At 72.3% G+C, this 21,628-nt stretch carries 20 protein-coding genes; 18 read left to right on the top strand and 2 right to left on the bottom strand.

The features are described from left to right. Positions 1 to 94: 94 nt before the first annotated feature. On the top strand, positions 95 to 472 hold the full coding sequence (locus JK363_RS05155) for a cupin domain-containing protein (protein ID WP_201871889.1): 378 nt from the start codon (positions 95 to 97) through the stop codon (positions 470 to 472). 68 nt (positions 473 to 540) lie between these two features. Here the strand turns inward: JK363_RS05155 and JK363_RS05150 are convergent, their stop codons facing one another. Next, positions 541 to 945 (bottom strand): pyridoxamine 5'-phosphate oxidase family protein, encoded by a 405-nt coding sequence (locus JK363_RS05150; protein ID WP_201871887.1) that lies wholly within the window; start codon positions 943 to 945, stop codon positions 541 to 543. A 155-nt stretch (positions 946 to 1,100) separates the two neighbouring features. Between JK363_RS05150 and clpB the strand changes: the two genes are divergently transcribed. Next, positions 1,101 to 3,695 (top strand): ATP-dependent chaperone ClpB, encoded by a 2,595-nt coding sequence (gene clpB / locus JK363_RS05145; RefSeq protein ID WP_201871885.1) that lies wholly within the window; start codon positions 1,101 to 1,103, stop codon positions 3,693 to 3,695. A 116-nt stretch (positions 3,696 to 3,811) separates the two neighbouring features. Next, entirely contained in the window at positions 3,812 to 4,348 is a 537-nt protein-coding gene (locus tag JK363_RS05140) for a YbjN domain-containing protein (protein WP_176181634.1), read from the top strand. A 142-nt stretch (positions 4,349 to 4,490) separates the two neighbouring features. Here the strand turns inward: JK363_RS05140 and JK363_RS05135 are convergent, their stop codons facing one another. After that, positions 4,491 to 5,660, bottom strand: coding sequence for a pyridoxal phosphate-dependent aminotransferase (locus JK363_RS05135; protein WP_201871883.1), 1,170 nt, complete (start codon positions 5,658 to 5,660; stop codon positions 4,491 to 4,493). Positions 5,661 to 5,789: 129 nt separating this feature from the next. Here JK363_RS05135 and JK363_RS05130 point away from each other — a divergent pair, with 129 nt between their 5' ends. The 15 genes from JK363_RS05130 (at position 5,790) to JK363_RS05060 (ending at position 21,540) form a co-directional block, all read left to right on the top strand. After that, positions 5,790 to 6,056 (top strand): hypothetical protein, encoded by a 267-nt coding sequence (locus tag JK363_RS05130; protein ID WP_201871881.1) that lies wholly within the window; start codon positions 5,790 to 5,792, stop codon positions 6,054 to 6,056. Positions 6,057 to 6,401: 345 nt separating this feature from the next. Further along, a complete protein-coding gene (locus JK363_RS05125) occupies positions 6,402 to 6,965 on the top strand; it encodes a DUF2617 family protein (RefSeq protein WP_201871879.1) in 564 nt (187 codons plus the stop codon). Positions 6,966 to 7,072: 107 nt separating this feature from the next. Further along, complete coding sequence (locus tag JK363_RS05120) at positions 7,073 to 8,683, top strand: polyamine aminopropyltransferase (RefSeq protein ID WP_201871877.1); 1,611 nt, start codon at positions 7,073 to 7,075, stop codon at positions 8,681 to 8,683. 232 nt (positions 8,684 to 8,915) lie between these two features. Further along, positions 8,916 to 9,863, top strand: coding sequence for an SRPBCC family protein (locus JK363_RS05115; protein WP_201871876.1), 948 nt, complete (start codon positions 8,916 to 8,918; stop codon positions 9,861 to 9,863). A 66-nt stretch (positions 9,864 to 9,929) separates the two neighbouring features. Further along, on the top strand, positions 9,930 to 10,745 hold the full coding sequence (locus tag JK363_RS05110) for an aldose epimerase family protein (RefSeq protein ID WP_201871875.1): 816 nt from the start codon (positions 9,930 to 9,932) through the stop codon (positions 10,743 to 10,745). A 55-nt stretch (positions 10,746 to 10,800) separates the two neighbouring features. After that, positions 10,801 to 11,340 carry an orotate phosphoribosyltransferase gene (pyrE, locus tag JK363_RS05105; protein ID WP_201871874.1) on the top strand — a complete coding sequence of 180 codons (540 nt, stop codon included), beginning with the start codon at positions 10,801 to 10,803 and terminating at the stop codon, positions 11,338 to 11,340. A gap of 209 nt (positions 11,341 to 11,549) precedes the next feature. Continuing rightward, entirely contained in the window at positions 11,550 to 12,575 is a 1,026-nt protein-coding gene (fbaA, locus tag JK363_RS05100; RefSeq protein WP_201871873.1) for a class II fructose-bisphosphate aldolase, read from the top strand. 137 nt (positions 12,576 to 12,712) lie between these two features. Beyond that, the gene (locus JK363_RS05095) at positions 12,713 to 14,332 is read left to right on the top strand and encodes an MFS transporter (RefSeq protein ID WP_201871872.1); all 1,620 of its coding nucleotides are present in this window, start codon (positions 12,713 to 12,715) and stop codon (positions 14,330 to 14,332) included. Positions 14,333 to 14,506: 174 nt separating this feature from the next. After that, positions 14,507 to 14,920, top strand: a complete 414-nt coding sequence (locus JK363_RS05090) for a DUF3151 domain-containing protein (protein ID WP_078642619.1) — start codon at positions 14,507 to 14,509, stop codon at positions 14,918 to 14,920. A 213-nt stretch (positions 14,921 to 15,133) separates the two neighbouring features. Next, positions 15,134 to 16,027: a tryptophan 2,3-dioxygenase family protein gene (locus JK363_RS05085; protein ID WP_201871870.1), complete on the top strand. Its 894-nt coding sequence runs from the start codon at positions 15,134 to 15,136 to the stop codon at positions 16,025 to 16,027. Then, entirely contained in the window at positions 16,020 to 17,291 is a 1,272-nt protein-coding gene (gene kynU, locus JK363_RS05080; RefSeq protein ID WP_201871868.1) for a kynureninase, read from the top strand. Before JK363_RS05085 ends, kynU begins: the two co-directional genes overlap by 8 nt. Then, the gene (locus JK363_RS05075; RefSeq protein ID WP_201871867.1) at positions 17,288 to 18,193 is read left to right on the top strand and encodes an alpha/beta hydrolase family protein; all 906 of its coding nucleotides are present in this window, start codon (positions 17,288 to 17,290) and stop codon (positions 18,191 to 18,193) included. Before kynU ends, JK363_RS05075 begins: the two co-directional genes overlap by 4 nt. Positions 18,194 to 18,285: 92 nt before the next feature. Continuing rightward, positions 18,286 to 19,602 carry a sensor histidine kinase gene (locus JK363_RS05070; RefSeq protein WP_201871866.1) on the top strand — a complete coding sequence of 439 codons (1,317 nt, stop codon included), beginning with the start codon at positions 18,286 to 18,288 and terminating at the stop codon, positions 19,600 to 19,602. Beyond that, positions 19,599 to 20,291: a response regulator gene (locus JK363_RS05065; RefSeq protein WP_201871865.1), complete on the top strand. Its 693-nt coding sequence runs from the start codon at positions 19,599 to 19,601 to the stop codon at positions 20,289 to 20,291. The genes JK363_RS05070 and JK363_RS05065 overlap by 4 nt, the downstream gene beginning before the upstream one ends. A gap of 25 nt (positions 20,292 to 20,316) precedes the next feature. Continuing rightward, positions 20,317 to 21,540 (top strand): cytochrome P450, encoded by a 1,224-nt coding sequence (locus JK363_RS05060; protein WP_201871864.1) that lies wholly within the window; start codon positions 20,317 to 20,319, stop codon positions 21,538 to 21,540. The last annotated feature ends 88 nt before the right edge of the window (positions 21,541 to 21,628 follow it).

The following is a 21,628-nucleotide window of genomic DNA, read 5'->3' as shown; positions in this document are numbered from 1 at the left end:
GCGAGGAGATCACGGGCCCGCGCCGGGCGTAGTCGACGGGCGCGACGGCCGGGCGTGCGAGGGGCACCATGGAGGTACGGCAGGAGGTACCGCCATGTTGGAAGTCAAGACGATCGAGAAGCCCGATGAGCGGCGTGACTTTCCCGGGGGCCACCTCGACACCGTGCATCTGACGGGGCTGGATTTCGCCGTGGGCGTCTTCGATCCGGGCTGGCGCTGGAAGGAGTCGGTGCGGCCGATCGCCGGGACGTATCTGTGCGAGGTCCACCACACGGGGTTCGTGGCCAAGGGGCGGATGCGGCTGCGGATGGCGGACGGTGCGGAGACCGAGGTGGGGCCGGGGGACGTCTTCGTCTGCCCGCCGGGGCACGACGCGTGGGTGGTCGGCGATGAGCAGGTCGTGGTGTACGACTTCGCCGGTGGGATGGCCGAGATCTACGCGAGGGCGGAGCAGGCGCAGGCCGAGGACTGAGGGTGTGCCGCCGTGAGCGGCTGAGCGGCCGGGTGCCGGACCCGGGTGTGTACGGCGCGGAGCGCGGCCTACGTCCGGCCCATGGCGCGGGTGACGGTGATCTCGATCAGGACCCGGTGGGGGTTGGGGCGCGGGGTGCGCTGGTAGCGCTCGGTGTAGCGGGCCTCCGCGTCCGCGATCAGCTCGGGCTCGTCGCGGACCACCGCGAGCCCCTCCAGGGTGGCCCACCGTCTGCCCGCCAGCTGACAGACGGCGACCCGCGCCCCGCCGTCGCCCGCCGCCCGGACATGGGCGACCTTGCGGCTGTGGCCGCTGGCGATGACGCGGGCGAGCCCGGCCTCGGGGTCGTAGGTGACCCCGACCGGGACGACATGCGGGGTGCCGTCCGGGCGCGGCGTGGTGAGGGTGCACAGATGGCGCTCCTGCCAGAAGGCGAGATAGCCGGGGTCCGGGTTGCGAGGATCGATGGCCATGGCGCAGAACCTATGGCCGGAAGTGGTGGCGCAGCACACTTGAGTGGAATAGACTCAAGTTTACGGAGGTTAGTCAGGGCAGGATTGACTGTCATCAGAAGCAGAAGCAGGTCGAAGCAGAAGCAGGTCATGGACGCGAGGAGGAGCACCGGGACGTGGATGCCGAGCTGACCAACAAGAGCCGGGCGGCGCTGAGCGCCGCCAATGACCGCGCGGTGACCGCCGGACACGCGGACATGACGCCCGCGCATCTGCTGCTCGCCCTGCTCCAGGGGCAGGACAACGAGAATGTGATGGACCTGCTGGTCGCCGTCGAAGCCGACGCGGCCCAGGTGCGCGGCGGCGCGGAGCGGCTGCTCGCGGCGCTGCCCAGCGTCCAGGGCTCCACCGTGGCCCCGCCGCAGGCGAGCCGGGAGCTGCTGGCCGTCATCGCCGACGCCGCCCAGCGGGCCAAGGAGCTCGGGGACGACTATGTCTCCACCGAGCACCTCCTCGTCGGTATCGCCGCCAAGGGCGGCCAGGCCGGGGAGCTGCTCGACCAGCAGGGGGCGAGTGCCAAGAAGCTGCTCGCCGCGTTCGAGAACGTCAGGGGTGGACAGCGGGTGACGACGCCCGACCCGGAGGGCACCTACAAGGCCCTGGAGAAGTTCGGCACCGACTTCACCGCCGCCGCGCGCGAGGGCAGGCTCGACCCGGTCATCGGCCGGGACCAGGAGATCCGGCGGGTGGTGCAGGTGCTCTCGCGCCGTACCAAGAACAACCCGGTGCTGATCGGTGAGCCGGGCGTCGGCAAGACGGCCGTCGTCGAAGGGCTCGCCCAGCGGATCGTCAAGGGCGACGTCCCCGAGAGCCTGCGGAACAAGCGCCTGGTCGCGCTGGACCTCGGGGCGATGGTCGCGGGGGCCAAGTACCGGGGCGAGTTCGAGGAGCGGCTGAAGACGGTCCTGGCCGAGATCAAGTCCAGCGACGGCCAGATCATCACCTTCATCGACGAACTGCACACCGTCGTCGGCGCGGGCGCCGGCGGCGACTCCTCGATGGACGCGGGCAATATGCTCAAGCCGATGCTCGCCCGCGGTGAGCTGCGCATGGTCGGCGCCACCACCCTCGACGAGTACCGCGAGCGGATCGAGAAGGACGCCGCGCTGGAGCGCCGCTTCCAGCAGGTCCTGGTCTCCGAGCCGACCGTCGAGGACACCGTCGCCATCCTGCGCGGGCTCAAGGGCCGCTACGAGGCCCACCACAAGGTGCAGATCGCGGACGGCGCGCTGGTGGCCGCCGCCGCCCTCTCCGACCGGTACATCACCTCCCGCTTCCTGCCCGACAAGGCCATCGACCTGGTCGACGAGGCCGCCTCCCGGCTCCGGATGGAGATCGACTCCTCACCCGTGGAGATCGACGAACTCCAGCGCTCGGTGGACCGGATGAAGATGGAGGAGATGGCGCTCGCCCGGGAGACCGACGAGGCCAGCAAGCAGCGCTTGGACAAGCTCCGCCGCGACCTCGCCGACAAGGAGGAGGAGCTGCGCGGGCTGACCGCCCGCTGGGAGAAGGAGAAGCAGGGCCTCAACCGCGTCGGTGAGCTCAAGGAGAAGATCGACGAGCTGCACGGCCAGGCCGAGCGCGCCCAGCGGGACGGCGACTTCGACACCGCCTCCAAGCTGCTGTACGGGGAGATCCCGGCGGTCGAGCGCGAGCTCGCCGAGGCGTCCGCGGCCGAGGAGGAGGTGCAGCGGGAGGACCGCGGCACCATGGTCAAGGAGCAGGTCGGCCCGGACGATGTGGCCGATGTGGTCGCCTCCTGGACCGGTATCCCGGCCGGCCGCCTGCTGGAGGGCGAGACCCAGAAGCTGCTGCGCATGGAGGATGAGCTCGGCAAGCGGCTGATCGGCCAGACCGAGGCCGTCCGCGCCGTCTCGGACGCGGTGCGCAGGACCCGCGCCGGGATCGCCGATCCCGACCGCCCCACCGGCTCCTTCCTCTTCCTCGGCCCCACCGGCGTCGGCAAGACCGAGCTGGCCAAGGCGCTCGCGGACTTCCTCTTCGACGACGAGCGAGCCATGGTCCGCATCGACATGAGCGAGTACGGCGAGAAGCACAGCGTGGCCCGGCTGGTCGGCGCCCCGCCCGGCTACGTCGGCTACGAGGAGGGCGGCCAGCTCACCGAGGCCGTGCGCCGCCGCCCGTACAGCGTGGTGCTGCTGGACGAGGTGGAGAAGGCTCACCCCGAGGTCTTCGACATCCTGCTCCAGGTCCTCGACGACGGACGGCTGACCGACGGCCAGGGCCGCACGGTGGACTTCCGCAACACCATTCTTGTGCTCACCTCCAACCTCGGCAGCCAGTACCTGATGGATCCGCTCCTGGGCGAGGAGGAGAAGAAGCAGAGCGTGCTGGAGACCGTGCGGATCTCCTTCAAGCCCGAGTTCCTCAACCGCCTGGACGACCTGGTGGTCTTCTCCACGCTCAGCCAGCAGGAACTGGCCCGGATCGCCGAGCTCCAGATCGGCGCGCTGGCCCGGCGGCTCGCCGAGCGGCGGCTCACCCTCGATGTCACCCCGGCGGCCCTGGCCTGGCTCGCCGAGGAGGGCAACGACCCGGCGTACGGGGCCCGCCCGCTCCGCCGGCTGGTGCAGACCGCGATCGGCGACCGGCTGGCCAAGGAGATCCTGTCCGGCGAGGTCAGGGACGGCGACACGGTCCGGGTGGACCGGGTCGGCGACGATCTCCTGGTGGGTCCGGCCCAGTAGCGCGCCTGTCCCGGCCCCGCGGACCCCGCGGTGGATCATGCAAAACACGGCCGGGGTTGCACCGCGGGGGCGGGTGTGAGGGAGGATGGCGGTATCCAGACGAAGGGAAATCCACGGTGAGCATCGACCCGTCCTCGATTCCGAATTTCGGGGGCCAGCCCGAGCCCGAACCGGCGGGTCCGAGTGGCCCTGTGCTGCCCGACCAGGACCTGGTCAAGCAGCTCCTGGAGCAGATGGAGCTGAAGTACGTCGTCGACGAGGAGGGGGACCTCGCCGCGCCGTGGGAGCAGTTCCGCACCTACTTCATGTTCCGCGGTGAGGAGGAGCAGCAGGTCTTCTCCGTCCGGACGTTCTACGACCGGCCGCACGGCATCGACGAGAAGCCGCGGCTGCTCGAGGCGATCGACGACTGGAACCGCCGTACGTTGTGGCCGAAGGTCTACACCCACACCAACGACGACGGCACGGTCCGGCTGATCGGTGAGGCGCAGATGCTGACAGGCACCGGCGTCAGCCTGGAGCACTTCGTGTCCAGCACAGTCAGCTGGGTGCGGGCTTCCATCGAGTTCGACAAGTGGCTGGTCGAGCAGCTCGGCCTGGAGGCCGACATCGAGTCCGACGGCGACGAGAAGCCGGGCGACGACGAGAGCTGAGCCCCCCGGGCCCGCAGGACACAGCGGAGCCCGGCCGATGCACCGCCGCTGAGGCGGCCGGTGCACGGTCGGGCTCGCGCTTTTTTATCCGGGCTCGCGCTTTTTCACCTCGCTTTTTCACGGAGCCCGTGGGGCTGTTGGCTCAGCGCGCCAGGCCCTTGAGCCGTGTGACCGCCTCGGTGAGCACATGGGTGCGCTTGCAGAAGGCGAAGCGTACGAAGGGTGCGCCCTGGTCCTGGTGGTCGTAGAAGACCGCGTTCGGCACGGCCACCACCCCGCAGCGCTCGGGCAGCGAGCGGCAGAAGGCGAAGCCGTCGCTCTCGCCGAGCGGGCGGATGTCGGTGGTGATGAAGTACGTGCCCGAGGGGCGGAAGACGGTGAAGCCCGCGTCGGTCAGCCCTTCGGCCAGCAGATCGCGCTTGGCGCGCAGATCCTCGCGGATGTCGTGGAAATAGTCGTCCGGGAGCCGCAGCGCCTCGGCGACCGCGTACTGGAAGGGCCCGGCGGAGACGAAGGTCAGATACTGCTTGGCCGAGCGGACCGCCGTGACCAGCTCCGGGGAGCCGGTCACCCAGCCGACCTTCCAGCCGGTGAAGGAGAAGGTCTTGCCCGCGCTGCCGATGGTCACCGTGCGCTCGCGCATCCCGGGGAAGGAGACCAGCGGGGTGTGGCCGGTGTCGAAGACGAGGTGCTCATAGACCTCGTCCGTCACCACCAGCAGATCGCGCTCCACGGCCAGCTCGGCGACGGCGGCCAGCTCATCGGGGGTGAGCACGGTGCCGGTGGGGTTGTGCGGGGTGTTGAGCAGGATGAGGCGGGTGCGGTCGGTGACGGCGGCCCGCAGCTCGTCCAGGTCGAGGCCGAAACCGTTGCCTTGCGGCCGGAGGGTGACCGGGACCCGGGTGCCGCCCGCCATCGCGATACTGGCGGCGTAGGAGTCGTAGTACGGCTCCAGCGCGATCACCTCGTCGCCCGGTTCCACCAGCGCCAGCAGCGAGGCCGCGATGGCCTCGGTGGCACCCGCGGTGACCAGCACCTCACGGTCCGGGTCGAAGGTGAGCCCGTACCAGCGCAGCTGGTGCTCGGCGACCGCGCTGCGCAGCTCGGGGATGCCGGGGCCGGGCGGGTACTGGTTGCCGCGGCCCTCCCGCAGCGCGCGCACCGCCGCCTCCCGCACCTCCTCCGGGCCGTCGGTGTCGGGAAATCCCTGGCCCAGATTGATCGCGCCGGTGCGTACGGCGAGGGCGGACATCTCGGCGAAGATCGTGGTACCGAATGCGGCCAGTCGGCGATTGAGCAGCGGTCGTCCCATGCCGCTATCCTCCGCCGAACCTCTGGACTTCCTCAACTTCGCTTTCGGCCGTGGCGGCGCCGGGCATGAGCGGGTCAGGTACGACGCGGTACCTCGCTGTACGGGGGCTTGGAAGGAGAGTGAGGACGCATGACTTCTGTTGTTGTTTTTGTGGTGGTGGCCTTCACGGTCGCGGCGCTGGCCGCGGTGGGGGCGAGCCGGTCCGGGGGGCACACCGCGCGGCCCCGGCGGCGCTCCGGCGGCAGTTCCTCGAGTAGCTGGTGGGCCGGTGGCGGCAGCGCCGGCGGCTCGTCCTGCGGGGGCGGTTCCTCCTGCGGCGGTGGCTCGTCGTGCGGCGGCGGTGGTGGCGGCGGTGGGGGTGGCTGCGGCGGCGGCGGCGGTGGCGGTGGCTGCTGACGGCCGCCCGGACGTTTCCGCCCGGTCCCGCATCGTCCCCCTATGCGCCGGTTCACCTGCGCACACAGCGAACTGACGGCCCGTAAAACCCCTATTCCACGCCCGGCGCGCCAACGTGCGCCGGGCGTGAGGTTGTTGAACACTTGATCTGGTGGGCGCCCTAGGGGGTGGAAACCCGGTGAAGGTGGGTAAAAACGATGTGGCGCCGAGCATTTCATGATTCCGTATACCACCACCGACCCAACGGACCCCACGTGGGCACGAGCCGGCGTATGCGTATACCCCTGGTCCACCGCGGGGCGAGCCGGCCCATCTTTTTCCACTGCGTGCTTGCGGAGCCGACCCATGCTCACGACCCTCAAGACTGCTTACACCGATACCCGCGCCGCTGATCTCGCCTGGTGCCTGGGACGGGAACCGCTTCCAGCCCTGGCCGTACTCGATCTCCAACTCCACGGCCACGTCATGCAGTTGAGGCTGCTCGGCGCCTCTCATCAGGTCCTCCTCGACGGGGAGGGCGGCCACTGCTCGGAGACCGTGGCCTGTATGTCCGGCAGCAGCACCCCGCTTCCGCTGGGGGTCTCCACCCTTGTCGACGGCCGCGAGTACGAATTCGCGGCGCGTGTCGAGGAGTTGTCGGCAGGGTCCTTCGCCGGGCGCGCCCAGGAGTTGCTGGCTCTGGTCGCCGACCATCCGCACGGTCTCGCGGGCACGTTCCCGGGCAGTCCGCACGCGTTCACCGCGCTGCTCGCGCAGTGGCATGAGGGCACCGTGGGCTGGCGGACCTGGCACGCCTACCCCCAGGAGGGGCGGTTGGTGACCACCCGCACCTGTGTGGGGGCCCGGCGTCCGGCCGGGCAGCGGCCGCCGGGTGCGGACGGTGTCCCGGCTCAAGTTCCGTGTGGCTGACGGGCGATGAGTCTGGGGGTGGGGTGGAGCGAGGCACGGATGAGCGGCCGTCAATGCACCCGTGTGGGTGACGAACAGTAAGCATTATGTGACGTAACGTTCCCTTTGTGATCGAAGCGCCGACGCCCGCCGTCTCGGATGCGCCGTCACCGGAGCCCGAGCCTCCGGTGCGGCTGCCCGTCCGGGCCGGGCTCGGCCGCTTCCTCGTCCTCCTCACCGTCTTCGTCTGCGCGGCCTGCGGCCTGGTCTACGAACTCGAACTGGTCGCCCTCGCCTCCTATTTGGCCGGTGACTCGGTCACCCAGGCATCCGTGGTGCTGTCGGTGATGGTCTTCGCGATGGGCCTCGGCTCACTGCTGGCCAAGCGGCTGCGCTGCCGGGCCGCCGTCGGCTTCGGCGCGGTCGAGGCGGTGCTCGCGCTGGTGGGCGGCTGCTCGGCGATGGCGCTGTACGCGAGTTTCGCGTGGTGCGGCCACTCCCGCCCCGCGCTCGTCGCCTTCTCGCTCGTCATCGGCGCCCTCATCGGCGCCGAGGTGCCGCTGCTGATGACCCTCATCCAGCGGGTGCGGCGGCAGGACGCGGGCGGCGCGGTCGCCGATCTGTTCGCGGCGGACTATGTGGGCGCGCTGGTCGGCGGGCTGGCCTTCCCCTTTCTGCTGCTGCCCGCCTTCGGGCAGTTGACCGGCGCGCTGGTCACCGGCGCGGTCAACGCCGTGGCGGGCTCGGCGCTGGTGCTGTGGCTGTTCCGCCGCGATCTGAGCGGCCGGGCGCGCTGGGCACTGATCGTCACCAATGTGACGGTGCTGACCGTGCTGGCCGCGGGCGTCGCGCTCACCCCCTCCTTCGAGCGTGCCGCCCGGCAGGCCGTCTACGGCCCGGGGGTCCGCGTCGCGCTGCGGACCGGCGTCCAGGAGGTGGTGCTCACGGGCGGCGGGGGCAGCGGACGCCCGCTGGCGCTCTTCCTGGACGGGCGGCTGCGGGTCTCCGGGCGTGACGAGGTCCGCTACCACGACGCGCTGATCCACCCGGCGATGGCCGCCGGTCCGCATGCCCGTGTCCTGGTGCTGGGCGGCGGCGACGGGCTCGCGACCCGCGAGGTCCTGCGGTACGCCGGGGTCCGGTCGGTCACCGTCGTCGAGCGCGATCCGGCGGTGGTGCGGCTGGCCCGCCGCGACCCCGGTCTCTCCGCGCTCAACGCCCGCTCCTACCGCGACCCCCGGGTGCGGGTGGTCACCGCGGACGCCTTCGACTGGCTGCGCCGGCGTGCCTCGTACGACGTGGTGGTCAGCGATCTGCCGGACCCCCGGCTCACCTCCGGCACCAAGTTCTACTCGCAGGAGTTCTACGGGCTGGCCCAGCGGGTGCTGGCGCCCGGCGGGCGGCTGGTGGTGCACGCGGGCGCGGTGCACCCCCGGCCGCACACGTACTGGACGGTGGAGGCCACGATGCGGTCCGCCGGGCTGTGGACCGTGCCGTATGTGATCGGCGCCCGGCGCCCGGTGTTCTCCGTGCCCGGCACCGACAGGGCGCCCCGCGACTGGGGCTTTCTGCTCGCGTCCCGCGCCCCGGTCCCGCTGCGGCTGTCCCCCCGCGGCCCGCGCCCGCACTCCCTGACCCCCGGCGGCCTGCGCGCCGCCGCCCACGCGGCCGAGCGCCGTCGCGAGCTCGGGCTGCCCGCCTCCACCCTGATGCATCCGCGCTACGGATACGGAGATTAGGCTCTGCCCGGTGGACCTGATCGGGCCCGCGACGCCCGGCACCGCGCCCCCGGCTACCGCCGGCAGGTGCTCCCTGCACCAGATGCCGCGGGCTGCTCCCCAAAGATCCACCGGACCGGGCCCAGGGCCCTGTCCGGTCTTCGTGGCGCGGGTCGCCAATTCGCGGGAGCCAGGAGCGAAAGTTGCGCGGGAACGGGTCTCACGGAACGCACGATGGGTAGTGTTTTGAGCTATGGAGCATGAGGTGTTCGTTCCGTTTCCCGTCGACACCGTCCGGTCGGCACTCGCGGAACCCGATCGCATCGCCCGCTGCGTCCCCGGGCTCCAGCAGGACGCCGACGAGGCGGCGGGGCCGCTGGCGGGTCGGCTGCGGCTGCGTATCGGCGGATCCACCATCACCTACCGCGGGGCCCTGCGCATCGGTGAGCGCGACGGCTCCTTCGAGGTCGAGGGCGAGGGCACCGAGGCGCGCGGCAGCGGCTCGGTCAAGCTCACGCTGACCGTCACACCGCGGCCCGCCGAAGGCGGCACCACGCTGGTCTGCTCCGGGACGGTCCGCGGCGAAGGACGGCTCGCGGAGTTCGGCGACGAGGCCGCGGGCACGGCCGCCCGCCGGCTGCTGGACCGCTTCGCCGCGGCGCTGGCGTCCGGGCTGGAGGCGTCCCCGATCACCCCGGCCGCCCCGGCGGCGCCCGATGCGTCGGAGGCGCAGGACGAGGCGCAGGATGAGGCCGATACCGAGCCGCGGTCGGTCTTCGACACCGATATCCCGCCGTCGTCCCTCGACCCCCGCGCGGATCTCGACGATGACGAGGCGGCCTTCGAGGCCGCGGCCGCCGCAGACGCCGACGCCATCGACGGCGACATCGACGAGCTGGACGAGGTCGGTGATCTCGACGATGTCGACGAGGTGGCAGGCGTCGGGTCGATGGACGAGGCCAGCGGCCTGGGCGAGGTCGAGGATGAGCCCCCGGCCGAGGCCGCCCATGCCCGCCGCACGATGATCGGCCGCTCCACCGAGGAGGTCGACCACGCCCCGCCCCGCGGCCGCTACGCCCCCGTCCCCGCGCCGGAGACCGCGTCCACCAGCGTCGCGCTGCGCTGGGCCGCGCCCGCCGCGGCCGTGGTGCTCGCCTCCGCCGTCGTGCTCGGCCGCCGGGTCCTCCGACGGCGTCGTTGAGCGGCCGTCGTCGAGCCGTGGCCGGTGAGCGACCGCCGGTGAGCCGCTGCACATAGGCTCGTGGGCGTGACCACCGAAGAGACAACGGATACCAAGGGCGTACGGCTGACCGCCGGTGACGCCGAGCTGACCGTTTCGCCCGACAACGGCTGCCGTATCGGCTCGCTGCGCATCGGCGGCACGGAGGTACTGCGCCAGGGTCCGCGGTACGGCGCCTTCCCGATGGTGCCGTGGTGCGGCCGGGTCGAGCTCGGACGGTTCCGCAACGGCGGCCGGACCCATCAACTGCCCGTGAACGCACCGCCGCACGCGATCCACGGCACCGGCCGGGACGTCGCCTGGCGCCCGGCCGCCACCGGTCCGTCCTCCGCCGCCTTCACCTACGACCTCGCGGATCCGTGGCCGTACGAGGGCCGGGTCACCCAGACCTTCGAGCTGACCCCGGACGGTCTGACCGCGACCATGAGCGTGGAGACCGAGGGCGACTCCTTCCCGGCCCAGGCGGGCTGGCACCCGTGGTTCCTGCGCACCCTGGAGGACGGCGGTGAGGAGGTCCGGCTGGACTTCGACGCCGAGTGGCAGGAGGAGCGCGGTGCGGACCACCTCCCCACCGGCGACCGGATCCCGCTCCGCCCCGGCCCCTGGGACGACTGCTTCGGCATGCCCGCCGGGGTGGATGTCACGCTCACCTGGCCGCGGCGGCTGGAGCTGAAGGTCAGCAGCCGCAGTGAGTGGGTGGTGATCTACGACGAGCAGGCCGAGGCGGTGTGCGTCGAGCCGCAGTCCGGGCCGCCCAACGGTCTCAACACCCTGCCGCGCCTGGTCACGCCCATCGACCCGCTGGAGATGTCCATGACCTTCAGCTGGCGGAGCCTGGCGTAGGGGAGGTCCGGAGGGTGTCGTGGGGCGTCCCGGCGCACCGCATAAGCTCATCGGCATGAGCGATGCGCGTGACGCCCTGCTGCGGCAGATCAAGGACAAGGCCGTGGTCCACGGCAAGGTGACCCTCTCCTCCGGGCGGGAGGCCGACTACTACATCGATCTGCGCCGGATCACCCTGGACGCCGAGGCCGCGCCGCTGGTCGGGCAGGTCATGCTCGACACCACGGCCGACCTGGAGTACGACGCGGTGGGCGGGCTCACCCTCGGCGCCGACCCGGTGGCCACGTCCATGCTGCACGCGGCCGCCGCGCGGGGCCGCCGCCTCGACGCGTTTGTGGTCCGCAAGGCGCAGAAGACCCACGGTCTCCAGCGGCGGATCGAGGGCCCGGACATCGCGGGCCGCCGGGTGCTGGTGGTCGAGGACACCTCCACCACCGGCGGCTCTCCGCTGACCGCGGTCGAGGCGGCCCGCGAGGCGGGCGCCGAGGTCGTCGCGGTCGCCACGATCGTCGAGCGCGGCGCCGCACCGGCCATCGCGGACGCCGGGCTCCGCTATCTCCCGGCGTACTCGCTCGCCGACCTCGGCCTCAGCTGAGGCGGGAGCGGCACCGGAGCCGGGACCGCCGGCCCCCCGCGCATCGCTGACATGGTGGTTTCACGTGAAACCACCGGCCCCCTTCCGTGTCATCCCCGAGTGCGCCGGGTGGAGCAATCGGTGGAGTCTGGAAAGATGGCCGTGACGATGACGTCGCCCCTCTAGGTCAGGGCCCAGAACCTCACCCGCACATCACAAGGAGCGGACAGATGCCCATCGCATCCCCTGAGATCTACAACGAGATGCTCGACCGGGCGAAGGCAGGCAAGTTCGCCTACCCGGCGATCAACGTGACCTCGACCCAGACCCTGCACGCCGCACTGCGTGGCTTCGCCGAGGCGGAAAGCGACGGCATCGTCCAGATCTCCACCGGTGGTGCCGAGTTCCTGGGCGGTCAGTACAGCAAGGACATGGTGACGGGCGCGGTCGCGCTCGCCGAGTTCGCGCACGTCGTCGCCAAGAAGTACCCGGTCAACATCGCGCTGCACACCGACCACTGCCCCAAGGACAAGCTGGACGGCTATGTCCGTCCGCTGCTCAAGATCTCCCAGGAGCGGGTGGCGGACGGGCAGAACCCGCTGTTCCAGTCCCATATGTGGGACGGCTCCGCGGAGAAGCTGGACGACAACCTCGCCATCGCGCAGGAGCTGCTGGCCGAGGCCGTCAAGGCCAAGATCATCCTCGAGGTCGAGATCACCCCGACCGGTGGCGAGGAGGACGGCGTCTCGCACGAGATCAACGACGAGCTGTACACCACCGTCGCCGATGTCGAGCGCACCGCCGAGGCCCTGGGCCTGGGCGAGAAGGGCCGCTACCTGCTGGCCGCGTCCTTCGGCAACGTCCACGGCGTCTACAAGCCGGGCAATGTGGTGCTCCGCCCGGAGCTGCTGCGTCAGCTCCAGGACGGTATCGCCGCGAAGACCGGTCGGCAGGACCCGTTCGACTTCGTCTTCCACGGCGGCTCCGGCTCCACCGAGCAGGAGATCCTCACCGCGCTGGAGAACGGTGTCGTGAAGATGAACCTCGACACCGACACCCAGTACGCCTTCACCCGCCCGATCGCGGACCACATGTTCCGCAACTACGACGGTGTGCTCAAGGTCGACGGCGAGGTCGGCAACAAGAAGACCTACGACCCGCGCAGCTGGGGCAAGCTGGCCGAGAAGAGCATGGCCGAGCGCGTCACGCAGGCGTGCGCCAACCTGCGCTCCACGGGTACGAAGCTGAGCAAGTAACGCGGCCGCGCCTTTCGCGCACGCGTCGTTCCGGGCCCGGGGTCCCGCCATCACGGCGGAGTCCCGGGCCCGGTCCGTGTTGCCGCTGCGTGCGCCGTGGGCTGGCCCCGGGCGGGCGGCGCGAGGATGATCCAGGTATGAGCGAATCCTCGCCCCGGCCCGCTGCGGCACGCGGGGAGGCGGCGGGCGGCGGTCCGCCCGGCGCGAAGGGGCCGACACGGCTGCGGCTCTCCGAGCCCGCCGGGCGCTGGGTGGTGCTCACCACCGTGCTGGGGTCCGCGATGGCGCTGCTCGACAGCACCGTGGTCAATGTGGCGCTGCCCCGTATCGGGCTCGATCTCAACGCCGACCTGGCCGTTCTCCAGTGGACCGTCAACGCCTACATGCTCACCCTCGCCGGGCTGATCCTGCTCGGCGGGGCGCTCGGGGACCGCTTCGGACGGCGGCGGATCTTTGTGCTCGGAGTGGTGTGGTTCGCCCTGGCCTCACTGCTGTGCGGGCTGGCGCCGAACGCCGGAGTGCTGATCGCCGCCCGCGCCCTCCAGGGCATCGGCGGCGCGCTGCTCACCCCCGGCTCGCTCGCTCTGATCCAGTCCGTGATCCACCCCGACGACCGGGCGCGGGCGGTCGGGCTGTGGTCCGGCTTCGGCGGGGTCGGCGCGGCGATCGGCCCGTTCCTCGGCGGCTGGCTGGTGGACGGGCCCGGCTGGCGCTGGGTGTTCTTCCTCAATGTTCCGCTGGCGGCGGTGTGTGTCCCGGTCGCGCTGCGCCATGTCCCCGAGACCCGCGACCCGGCGGCGCACGGCCGGTTCGACGTCCTGGGCGCCGCGCTGGGCGCGCTCTCGCTGGGCCTGGTGACCTATGCGCTGATCGCCGCGCCGGGCGGGGGCGGATCGCCCGGTGTGGTGGTTCCGGCGGTGCTCGGGGTGCTGCTGGGGGTGGCCTTCGTCGCCGTGGAGCGGAGGCGGGCCGAGCCGATGCTGCCACTGTCGCTCTTCGCCTCGCGCCAGTTCACCGCCGTGAACACGGTGACACTGTGCGTGTACGCGGCCTTCGCCGGTTTCTTCTTCCTGTCCGTGCTGGAGCTTCAGGTGGTGGTGGGCTACTCCGCCCTGGGGGCGGGCACCGCGCTGCTGCCGACCACGGTGCTGATGCTGCTGCTGTCGGCCCGCTCGGGCGAGCTCGGCAAGCGGATCGGCCCCCGGATCCCGCTGACCGTGGGCCCGCTGCTGTGCGCGGTCGGGATGCTGCTGATGACCCGGGCGGGGGTGGGCGCGGTCTACTGGCGGGACATCCTGCCCGCGCTGCTGGTGATGGGGCTGGGCATGGTGGTGCTGGTCGCCCCGCTCACCGCGACCGTGCTGGCCTCGGTGGACGTCTCCCGGGCGGGCCTGGCCAGCGGTATCAACAACGCGGCTGCGCGGGCGGCGGGCCTGGTCGCGGTGGCGGCCCTGCCGCTGCTGGCGGGGATGAGCGAGGAGGCGTACCGGTCCGCGGACCGCTTCTCGGAGTCCTTCCGGCGGGCGATGCCGATCTGTGCGGTGGTGCTGGTGGTGGGTGCGGTCCTGGCCTGGACCACGGTCCGGTCGGATGTGCTGGAGACGCCGGAGACGCCGCGGGAGGAGGCCGGGGTCCCCGTGGAGGCGGCGGGCGCCGCAGGGCGCGAGGAGCGCCCCCGCGCCCCGTGTCGACCCCAATGCGCCTACCACTGCGGTGTCACCGCCCCACCCCTGGACCCCGGCGAACACCAGGGGTGAGCACACGCTCGCCGTCCGGGCGTGCGGCCATGCCATCGCGGGTGATCCGGTGTGCGCCCCGCCCCACCCACAGTGGTTCCCGCCGGAGGAGGGGCGCGCGGGAGCCCGGCGGGTGCCGGGGGAGACCCCGCGCCTCGTATCGGGGGCGGGGCCGGACCAGGCAGACTGGAACCCATGGCCATTCACGAGAACCTGCTCGGGGGACCGCCCCCGACCCATCTGCCCGACGACCCGGAGCCCCGGGAGCTGCTCGCCTCCGGCGCGGCCCCCTCCGAGGTCGCCGCGAAGTACCCGGCCTCCTCCCTGGCCTGGGCGCAGCTCGCCGACGAGGCGTTCGAGGCCGGCCGGGTGGTCGAGTCCTACGCGTACGCCCGCACCGGCTACCACCGCGGGCTGGACGCCCTGCGCCGCAGCGGCTGGAAGGGCCACGGCCCGGTGCCGTTCGAGCACGAGCCCAACCGCGGCTTCCTGCGTGCCCTGCACGCGCTCGCCCGCGCTGCCCAGTCCATCGGTGAGCAGGAGGAGTACGAGCGCTGCTCGACATTCCTCCGGGAGAGCTCCCCGACCGCGGCGGACACGCTCTCCTGAGCGCTCTGTTCTGAGCCCGGAGACCCGGGGCCTGTCGGCGGTGTTCCGTTCCGACGGGCCCCGATCCGTCGCTGATCCGTACTTGCCGAACACACCCATGACACGCATGATGCGGACAGGGCCTGTTGATGCGGGCCCTGAGGGGACCGGGGCCCAGAACCGAAAGGAAGGGGCGGACCGCTACCCGGTAGCGAGCAGTACTCAGGAGACGCGATGTCGCAGCAGCCTGCCCCGAACGCCACCGCCCCGCAGGACGTCCCCCCGCCGGAGTCCGCCACGCCGGACGCCGAGCCCGACGCCCCCCATCTCGACTTCCAGGGCACGACCCCGTACGAGGACTACGTCCGGGCCTCGGTTCTGACCCACCTCCAGCACCCGCTGTCCGACGACCCCGGCGAGATGGTCTTCCTGGTCACCACCCAGGTCATGGAGCTGTGGTTCACCGTCATCGTCCACGAGTGGCGCACCGCCGCCCAGGCGCTGCGCGAGGACGACCTGCCCACCGCGATGGCCGCGCTGAAGCGCTCCACCTGGGAGCTGGAGTCGCTGAACAGCTCCTGGAAGCCGCTCGCGCATCTCACCCCGGGTCAGTTCAACGCCTACCGCTCCGCGCTCGGCGACGGCTCCGGTTTCCAGTCCGCGATGTACCGGCGGATGGAGTTCCTGCTCGGCGAGAAGTCCGCGTCCATGCTGGTCCCCCACCGGGGCGCGCCGCGTGTCCACGCCGAGCTGGAGAAGGCGCTGACCGAGCCCAGCCTCTACGACGAGGTGCTGCGTTTCCTCGCCCGCCGCGGCTTCGCCGTTCCGGCCGCCGTACTGGACCGCGACCCTGCCCTGCGGTACGCACCCGACCCCGGCGTGGAGCGGGTGTGGCAGGAGATCTACTCCGGTCCCGGTCCGCGGGAGGACGAGCTGATCCGGCTCGGCGAGGCCCTCACCGAGGTCGCCGAGCTGGTGTGGCGCTGGCGCAACGACCATCTCGTGGCCACCCGGCGGGCGATGGGCGCCAAGACCGGCACCGGCGGTTCCGCGGGAGTCGCCTGGCTGGAGAAGCGCGCGACGAAGAACGTCTTCCCCGAGCTGTGGACGGCGCGCAGCCATGTCTGACACCACGATCTCCGGCGCCCCGGCACTGACCGACGAGGCCGCGCGGCTGGACGCGGCCGATGAACTGCGCGCCAAGCGCGATGCCTTCGCCCTCGACGACGCCGTCTATCTCGACGGCAATTCACTCGGCGCGCTCCCGCGCGGCGTCCCCGCCCGGCTGGCCGATGTCATCACCCGGGAATGGGGCAGTCTGCGCATCCGCTCCTGGGAGGAGAGCGGTTGGTGGACCGCGCCCGAGCGGATCGGCGACCGCGTCGGACATCTGGTCGGGGCGGCCCCCGGCCAGGTGGTCGTGGGCGACTCGACGAGCGTGAACGTCTTCAAGGCGGTGGTCGGCGCGGTGCGGATCGCCCAGGCGCGCGGCGCCCACCGCGACCAGATCCTCGTCGACGAGGCCACCTTCCCCACCGACGGCTATATCGCCGAGTCCGCGGCCCGGATGACCGGTTGCACGCTGCGGCCGGTGGCGGCGGCCGACGTCCCCACCGCGGTCGGCCCGCGTACCGCCGTGGCGCTGGTCAACCATGCCGACTACCGGACCGGTCGGCTCCACGATCTGCCCGGGACGACGGCCGCCGTGCACGCCGCGGGCGCGCTCGTCGTCTGGGACCTGTGCCACAGCGCGGGCGCGCTGCCGGTCGGGCTGGACGCGCACGGGGTCGACCTCGCCGTGGGCTGTACGTACAAGTACCTCAACGGCGGCCCCGGTTCGCCCGCGTATCTGTATGTGGCGCACGAACACCAGCCGCGCTTCGACTCCCCGCTCCCCGGCTGGAACTCGCACGCCGACCCGTTCGGCATGGAGCCCGCCTACGCCCCCGCCGACGGCGCGGTCCGCGGCCGGGTCGGTACCCCGGACATCCTCTCCATGCTGGCGCTGGAAGCCGCGCTGGAGGTGTGGGACGACGTCGCGATCGAGGCGGTGCGGGCCAAGAGCCTGGCGCTGACCGACTTCTTCCTGCGCTGCGTCGGGACCTACGTCCCGGCCGGCCGGGTCGCGTCGATCACCCCGGTCGAGCACGAGCGGCGCGGCAGCCAGGTCGCGCTGCGGTGCGCGGACGCGGGCGCGGTGATGGCGGAGCTGGTACGGCGCGGTGTGGTCGGCGACTTCCGCAACCCCGATGTGCTGCGCTTCGGCTTCACCCCGCTGTACACGGGGTTCGCGGATGTGGAGCGGGCGGCGCGGGTGCTGGCCGAGGTCCTGGCGGATGGTCCGGCGGACGGCCGGGCGGGGGAGCCGTCGGAGAGCGGCGTGGCCGGGTGACGGACCCACCGGACCCCGCCGGGGTCACGGCGGCCGAGGAGGCGTCCCTCTTCGGCCTCGCCCCGGTGGCGCCGGACGCGACCGCCGCGTACGGCGAACACCCGGACCAGGTGGTGGACTTCCACCTGCCGCCCGAGGGGGCGGCGGGTGGTGCCGCCCCGCTGGTCCTGCTCTTCCACGGCGGCGCCTGGCGCGCCCCCTACGACCGCCGCCATCTGTCCCCGTTCGCCACCCACCTCGCCGCCCGGGGCTTCGCGGTGGCCTTGGGCGAATACCGCCGGGGCGCACGGCCGTCCGCCCATGCCGCCGCCACCGGCCCGCCCCGCGCCGGGCGGTGGCCGGAGACGTTCGACGACATCGCCGCCGTCGTGGACGCCGTGCCGGGCCTGGTGCGGGAGTGCGCGCTGCCCGGTGTCGACACCGAACGGCTCGTGCTCGCCGGGCACTCCGCGGGCGGACATGCCGCGCTGTGGGCGGCGGCGCGGCACCGGCTGCCGCCGGGGGTGCCCTGGCGGCTGTCCGCGCCGCCGCGCGTCCGCGGGGTGGTGGCCCTCGCCCCCATCGCGGACCTCACCACCGCCCGCGCGCTGCACGTCTGCTCCGGCGCGGTGGACCAACTCCTCGGCACCGGCGACGAAGCGGCGGCCCGGCTGCCGTTCGCCGATCCCGCCGCGCTGCTGCCCACCGGTGTCCGCACCACGGTGGTGCAGGGCGGCACCGACGCCGATGTGCCACCGCAGGTCGCGGACTCCTTCGCGGCGGCGGCGGCCGTCGCCCGGCAGCCGCTGCGGGTCGTACGCATCGCCGGGGCCGGACACTTCCCGCTGATCGACCCCACGGCGCCCGCCGCGCGTACGGTTGTCGACGAGATCAGCAGGGCCGTCTCCGAAGACGTCCGGTGACCGTACGGGCCTGTGTAGTACTTGAGACGGACGCCCGGGAATCCGCACCGGTGGGGACGACGCCGACCTGCCCTTTCCTTACGGTGTGATGCGTGACCGAGACGATTCCGCGCACCGAACTCCGCCTGGCCCGCAGCGTGCTGTCCGGGCTGTGGGAAGACTTGATCAGAGACGCCTTCGCGTTCCGCCCGCTGCCGCCGCTCGGCACATCGCACCGTCTGATGCGGTGGTTGCCCGCGCGGGTGCGGCCGTATGCGAGTCGGCTGCCGCACGCGGCGATCACCGCGTGCGCCGGTTTCCTGGGGGCGCTCGGCTTCGGCCACAACTCCGGCGGAAACGTGCTGCTCGCAGCCTTCTGCGCGGTGCCGCTGGCGCTCTCGTTGCTCCGGCCCGTTGGGGCCTGGTGGCTGTCGTTCGCGGTGGGGATCGCGGCGGGTGCGGACGCCACCGGGTACGACTTCTACTTCTACGACACCTGGCCCTGGCCCGGGCCCCTGTTCGCCGCGCAGATCGCGGTGATGGCCGTGGTCGCGGCGCAGACCCGCCCCCGCACCGCCGTCCAGATGCTGGTGCTCACGGCCGCGTTCGGGGTGACCTGCGACGCCGTCAGCAGCCGCACCTCCGACACCCTCTCGATGGTGGTGGTCTCCTGTCTGGTCGTGGGCACGGTCGTCGCGACCCGCAGTCTGCTCGAGACCAGGCAGCAGGTCGCCGTGCAGGAGTCGGCCACCGTCGAGGAGCGGTCCCGCCGTACGCTCCTGGAGGAGCGCGCGACCATCGCCCGTGAACTGCACGACGTCGTCGCCCACCACATGTCCGTCATCGCCATCCAGGCGGAGGCCGCCCCCTACCGGGTGGAGAACCCGCCCGAGGAGCTGGCCAAGAGCTTCGCGACCATCCGGGAGAACGCCGTGGCCGCCCTCACCGAACTCCGCCGGGTCCTCGGGGTCGTACGCGCCGACAACCCCGACGCGTACGCCGACGCCGACCCGGAGGCGCCGCAGCCCACCCTTGCCACCCTGGACACGCTCTTCGCGGGGGTCCGGGCCGCGGGCCTGACGGTCGAGCACCTCACCACCGGCGCGGTGCGCCCGCTGCCGCCGGGCGTCGAGCTGTCCGCGTACCGGATCGTGCAGGAGGCGCTCAGCAACGCGCTGCGCCACGCCCCCGGCTCCACCGCCCGCGTCGAACTCGCCTATGTGCTCGGCGGCATCGGGCTGCGGATCGTCAACGGCCCGGCCACCCAGACCGTGCGCCCCTCGCCGGGGGTGGGCCACGGGCTGCTGGGCATGCGGGAGCGGGTGGCCATGCTGAACGGCGAGATGACGGCCGGGGCCGCGGAGGACGGCGGATACGAGGTCGCCGTCTACATCCCGGTGGACGCCGGGGCCGTGGAGGCGGCGGCATGACCGGGACCGACGGGGCGGCCGTCATCCGCGTCCTGATCGCCGACGACCAGGTCATGGTCCGGGAGGGCTTCTCCGTTCTGCTGAACGCCCAGCCCGATATCGAGGTGGCCGGTGAGGCGGTCGACGGCCGCCAGGCCATCGCGCAGGTCGCGAAGCTGCGACCCGACGTGGTGCTGATGGACATCCGGATGCCCGAGGTCAACGGACTGGAGGCGACCCGCGAGATCATCGCGGCGGACGCCGACGCCAAGGTGCTGGTGCTGACCACCTTCGACCTCGACGAGTACGTGTACCAGGCGCTGCGTGCGGGGGCGAGCGGCTTTCTGCTCAAGGACGCCTCCGCCCGTCAGCTCGGGGAGGCGGTGCGGGTGGTGGCCGCGGGCGAGGCGCTGCTGGCGCCCACCGTCACCAAGCGTCTGATCTCGACCTTCTCGCGGATCGGCGAGGCCACCGGGTTCGCACCGCCGCCTGCGGCCGAGCGGCTGGCCGAGCTGACCGAGCGGGAGAACGAGGTGCTGGTACAGGTCGCCCAGGGCCGGTCCAACGCCGAGATCGCCGAACATCTGGTGGTCGCCGAGTCCACGGTGAAGACCCATGTGAGCCGGATCCTGGTGAAGCTGGGGCTGCGGGACCGCACCCAGGCGGCGGTCTTCGCCTACGAGGCCCGGCTGGTGACCCCTGGAGGCTGAGCCTGCCGGGCGGTACCGTCCCGGCATGACCAGCACCGTGCCGCTTCCCGCCTTCGACCCGTGGCGGCCGTCGTTCGTCGCCGACCCGTACCCGGCCTACGCCGAGCTGCGCGAGAGCGGGCGGGCGCACTGGTTCGAGCCGTCCCGGCAGTGGCTGATCCCGCACTTCGACGACGCCCGCGCGCTGCTGGCCGACCGCCGGCTCGGCCGCACCTATCTGCACCGGTTCAGCCACGAGGAGTTCGGGCGTACCGCGCCGCCGCCCGAGCACGAGCCGTTCCACACCCTCAACGACCATGGGATGCTCGACCTGGAGGCGCCGGACCACACCCGGATCCGTCGGCTGGTCTCCAAGGCGTTCACCCCGCGGACGGTCGAGGCGCTGGTCCCGACGATCGAGCGGCTGGCGGGCGAACTGGTCGACTCCTTCCTCGCCGCCGGGGGCGGCGATCTCATCGCCTCGGTCGCCGAGCCGCTGCCGGTGGCCGTCATCGCGGAGATGCTCGGCATCCCGCCCGCCGACCGGGCTTCGCTGCGCCCGTGGTCGGCGGACATCTGCGGGATGTACGAGCTGAACCCGGGGGAGGAGACCGCGCGGCGGGCGGTGCGCGCCTCGCTGGAGTTCTCCGCCTATCTGCGGGAGTTGATCGCCGCCCGCCGCAAGGACCCGGGCGGGGATCTGATCAGCGCGCTGATCGCGGCGTACGACGAGGGCGACCGGCTCTCCGAGCAGGAGATGATCTCCACCTGTGTGCTGCTGCTCAACGCGGGCCACGAGGCGACGGTCAACTCCACCGGCAACGGCTGGTGGACCCTCTTCCGCCACCCCGACCAGCTGGCGGCACTCCGCGCGGACCCGGAGGCGCTGCTGCCCACCGCGGTGGACGAACTGCTGCGGTACGACACCCCGTTGCAGCTCTTCGAGCGCTGGGTGCTTGACGACATCGAGGTGGGCGGCACGGTCATTCCGCGCGGCAGAGAGGTGGCCCTCCTCTTCGGCTCGGCCAACCGCGACCCCGCGCGTTTCGACCGTCCCGACACCCTGGACCTCTCGCGCGCGGACAACCCCCATCTCAGCTTCGGCGCGGGCATCCACTACTGCCTGGGCGCCCCGCTGGCCCGCCGTGAACTCATGGCGTCCTTCGGCGCGCTGCTCCGCAAGGCGCCCCGACTGCGGCTGGTGAGGGAGCCGGAGTGGCGGCCGGGCTTTGTGATCCGGGGGCTGACGGAGCTGTTGGTCGAGAACTGACCGGCGCCCCGTCGTCCACAGCCTGTGGACGACGGGGGCGGCCCCGGACCGCACTCGGCGCCGGCCGCCACGGGGAGTGCGGGCCGGC

This window comes from Streptomyces coffeae (assembly GCF_016741875.1).
Classification (GTDB): Bacteria; Actinomycetota; Actinomycetes; order Streptomycetales; family Streptomycetaceae; genus Streptomyces; species Streptomyces coffeae.
This window is presented reverse-complemented; position numbering and strand designations above follow the sequence as displayed.

Bases quoted from the DNA above. Each gene is read 5' to 3' on its own strand.
- JK363_RS05125 (WP_201871879.1), top strand. From the start codon at position 6,402: ATGCTCACGACCCTCAAGACTGCTTACACCGATACCCGCGCCGCTGAT.
- JK363_RS05135 (WP_201871883.1), bottom strand. From the start codon at position 5,660: ATGGGACGACCGCTGCTCAATCGCCGACTGGCCGCATTCGGTACCACG.
- JK363_RS05155 (WP_201871889.1), top strand. From the start codon at position 95: ATGTTGGAAGTCAAGACGATCGAGAAGCCCGATGAGCGGCGTGACTTT.
- JK363_RS05090 (WP_078642619.1), top strand. From the start codon at position 14,507: ATGGCCATTCACGAGAACCTGCTCGGGGGACCGCCCCCGACCCATCTG.
- JK363_RS05130 (WP_201871881.1), top strand. From the start codon at position 5,790: ATGACTTCTGTTGTTGTTTTTGTGGTGGTGGCCTTCACGGTCGCGGCG.
- kynU (WP_201871868.1), top strand. From the start codon at position 16,020: ATGTCTGACACCACGATCTCCGGCGCCCCGGCACTGACCGACGAGGCC.
- JK363_RS05060 (WP_201871864.1), top strand. From the start codon at position 20,317: ATGACCAGCACCGTGCCGCTTCCCGCCTTCGACCCGTGGCGGCCGTCG.
- JK363_RS05085 (WP_201871870.1), top strand. From the start codon at position 15,134: ATGTCGCAGCAGCCTGCCCCGAACGCCACCGCCCCGCAGGACGTCCCC.
- JK363_RS05095 (WP_201871872.1), top strand. From the start codon at position 12,713: ATGAGCGAATCCTCGCCCCGGCCCGCTGCGGCACGCGGGGAGGCGGCG.
- JK363_RS05150 (WP_201871887.1), bottom strand. From the start codon at position 945: ATGGCCATCGATCCTCGCAACCCGGACCCCGGCTATCTCGCCTTCTGG.
- fbaA (WP_201871873.1), top strand. From the start codon at position 11,550: ATGCCCATCGCATCCCCTGAGATCTACAACGAGATGCTCGACCGGGCG.
- pyrE (WP_201871874.1), top strand. From the start codon at position 10,801: ATGAGCGATGCGCGTGACGCCCTGCTGCGGCAGATCAAGGACAAGGCC.
- JK363_RS05115 (WP_201871876.1), top strand. From the start codon at position 8,916: ATGGAGCATGAGGTGTTCGTTCCGTTTCCCGTCGACACCGTCCGGTCG.
- JK363_RS05065 (WP_201871865.1), top strand. From the start codon at position 19,599: ATGACCGGGACCGACGGGGCGGCCGTCATCCGCGTCCTGATCGCCGAC.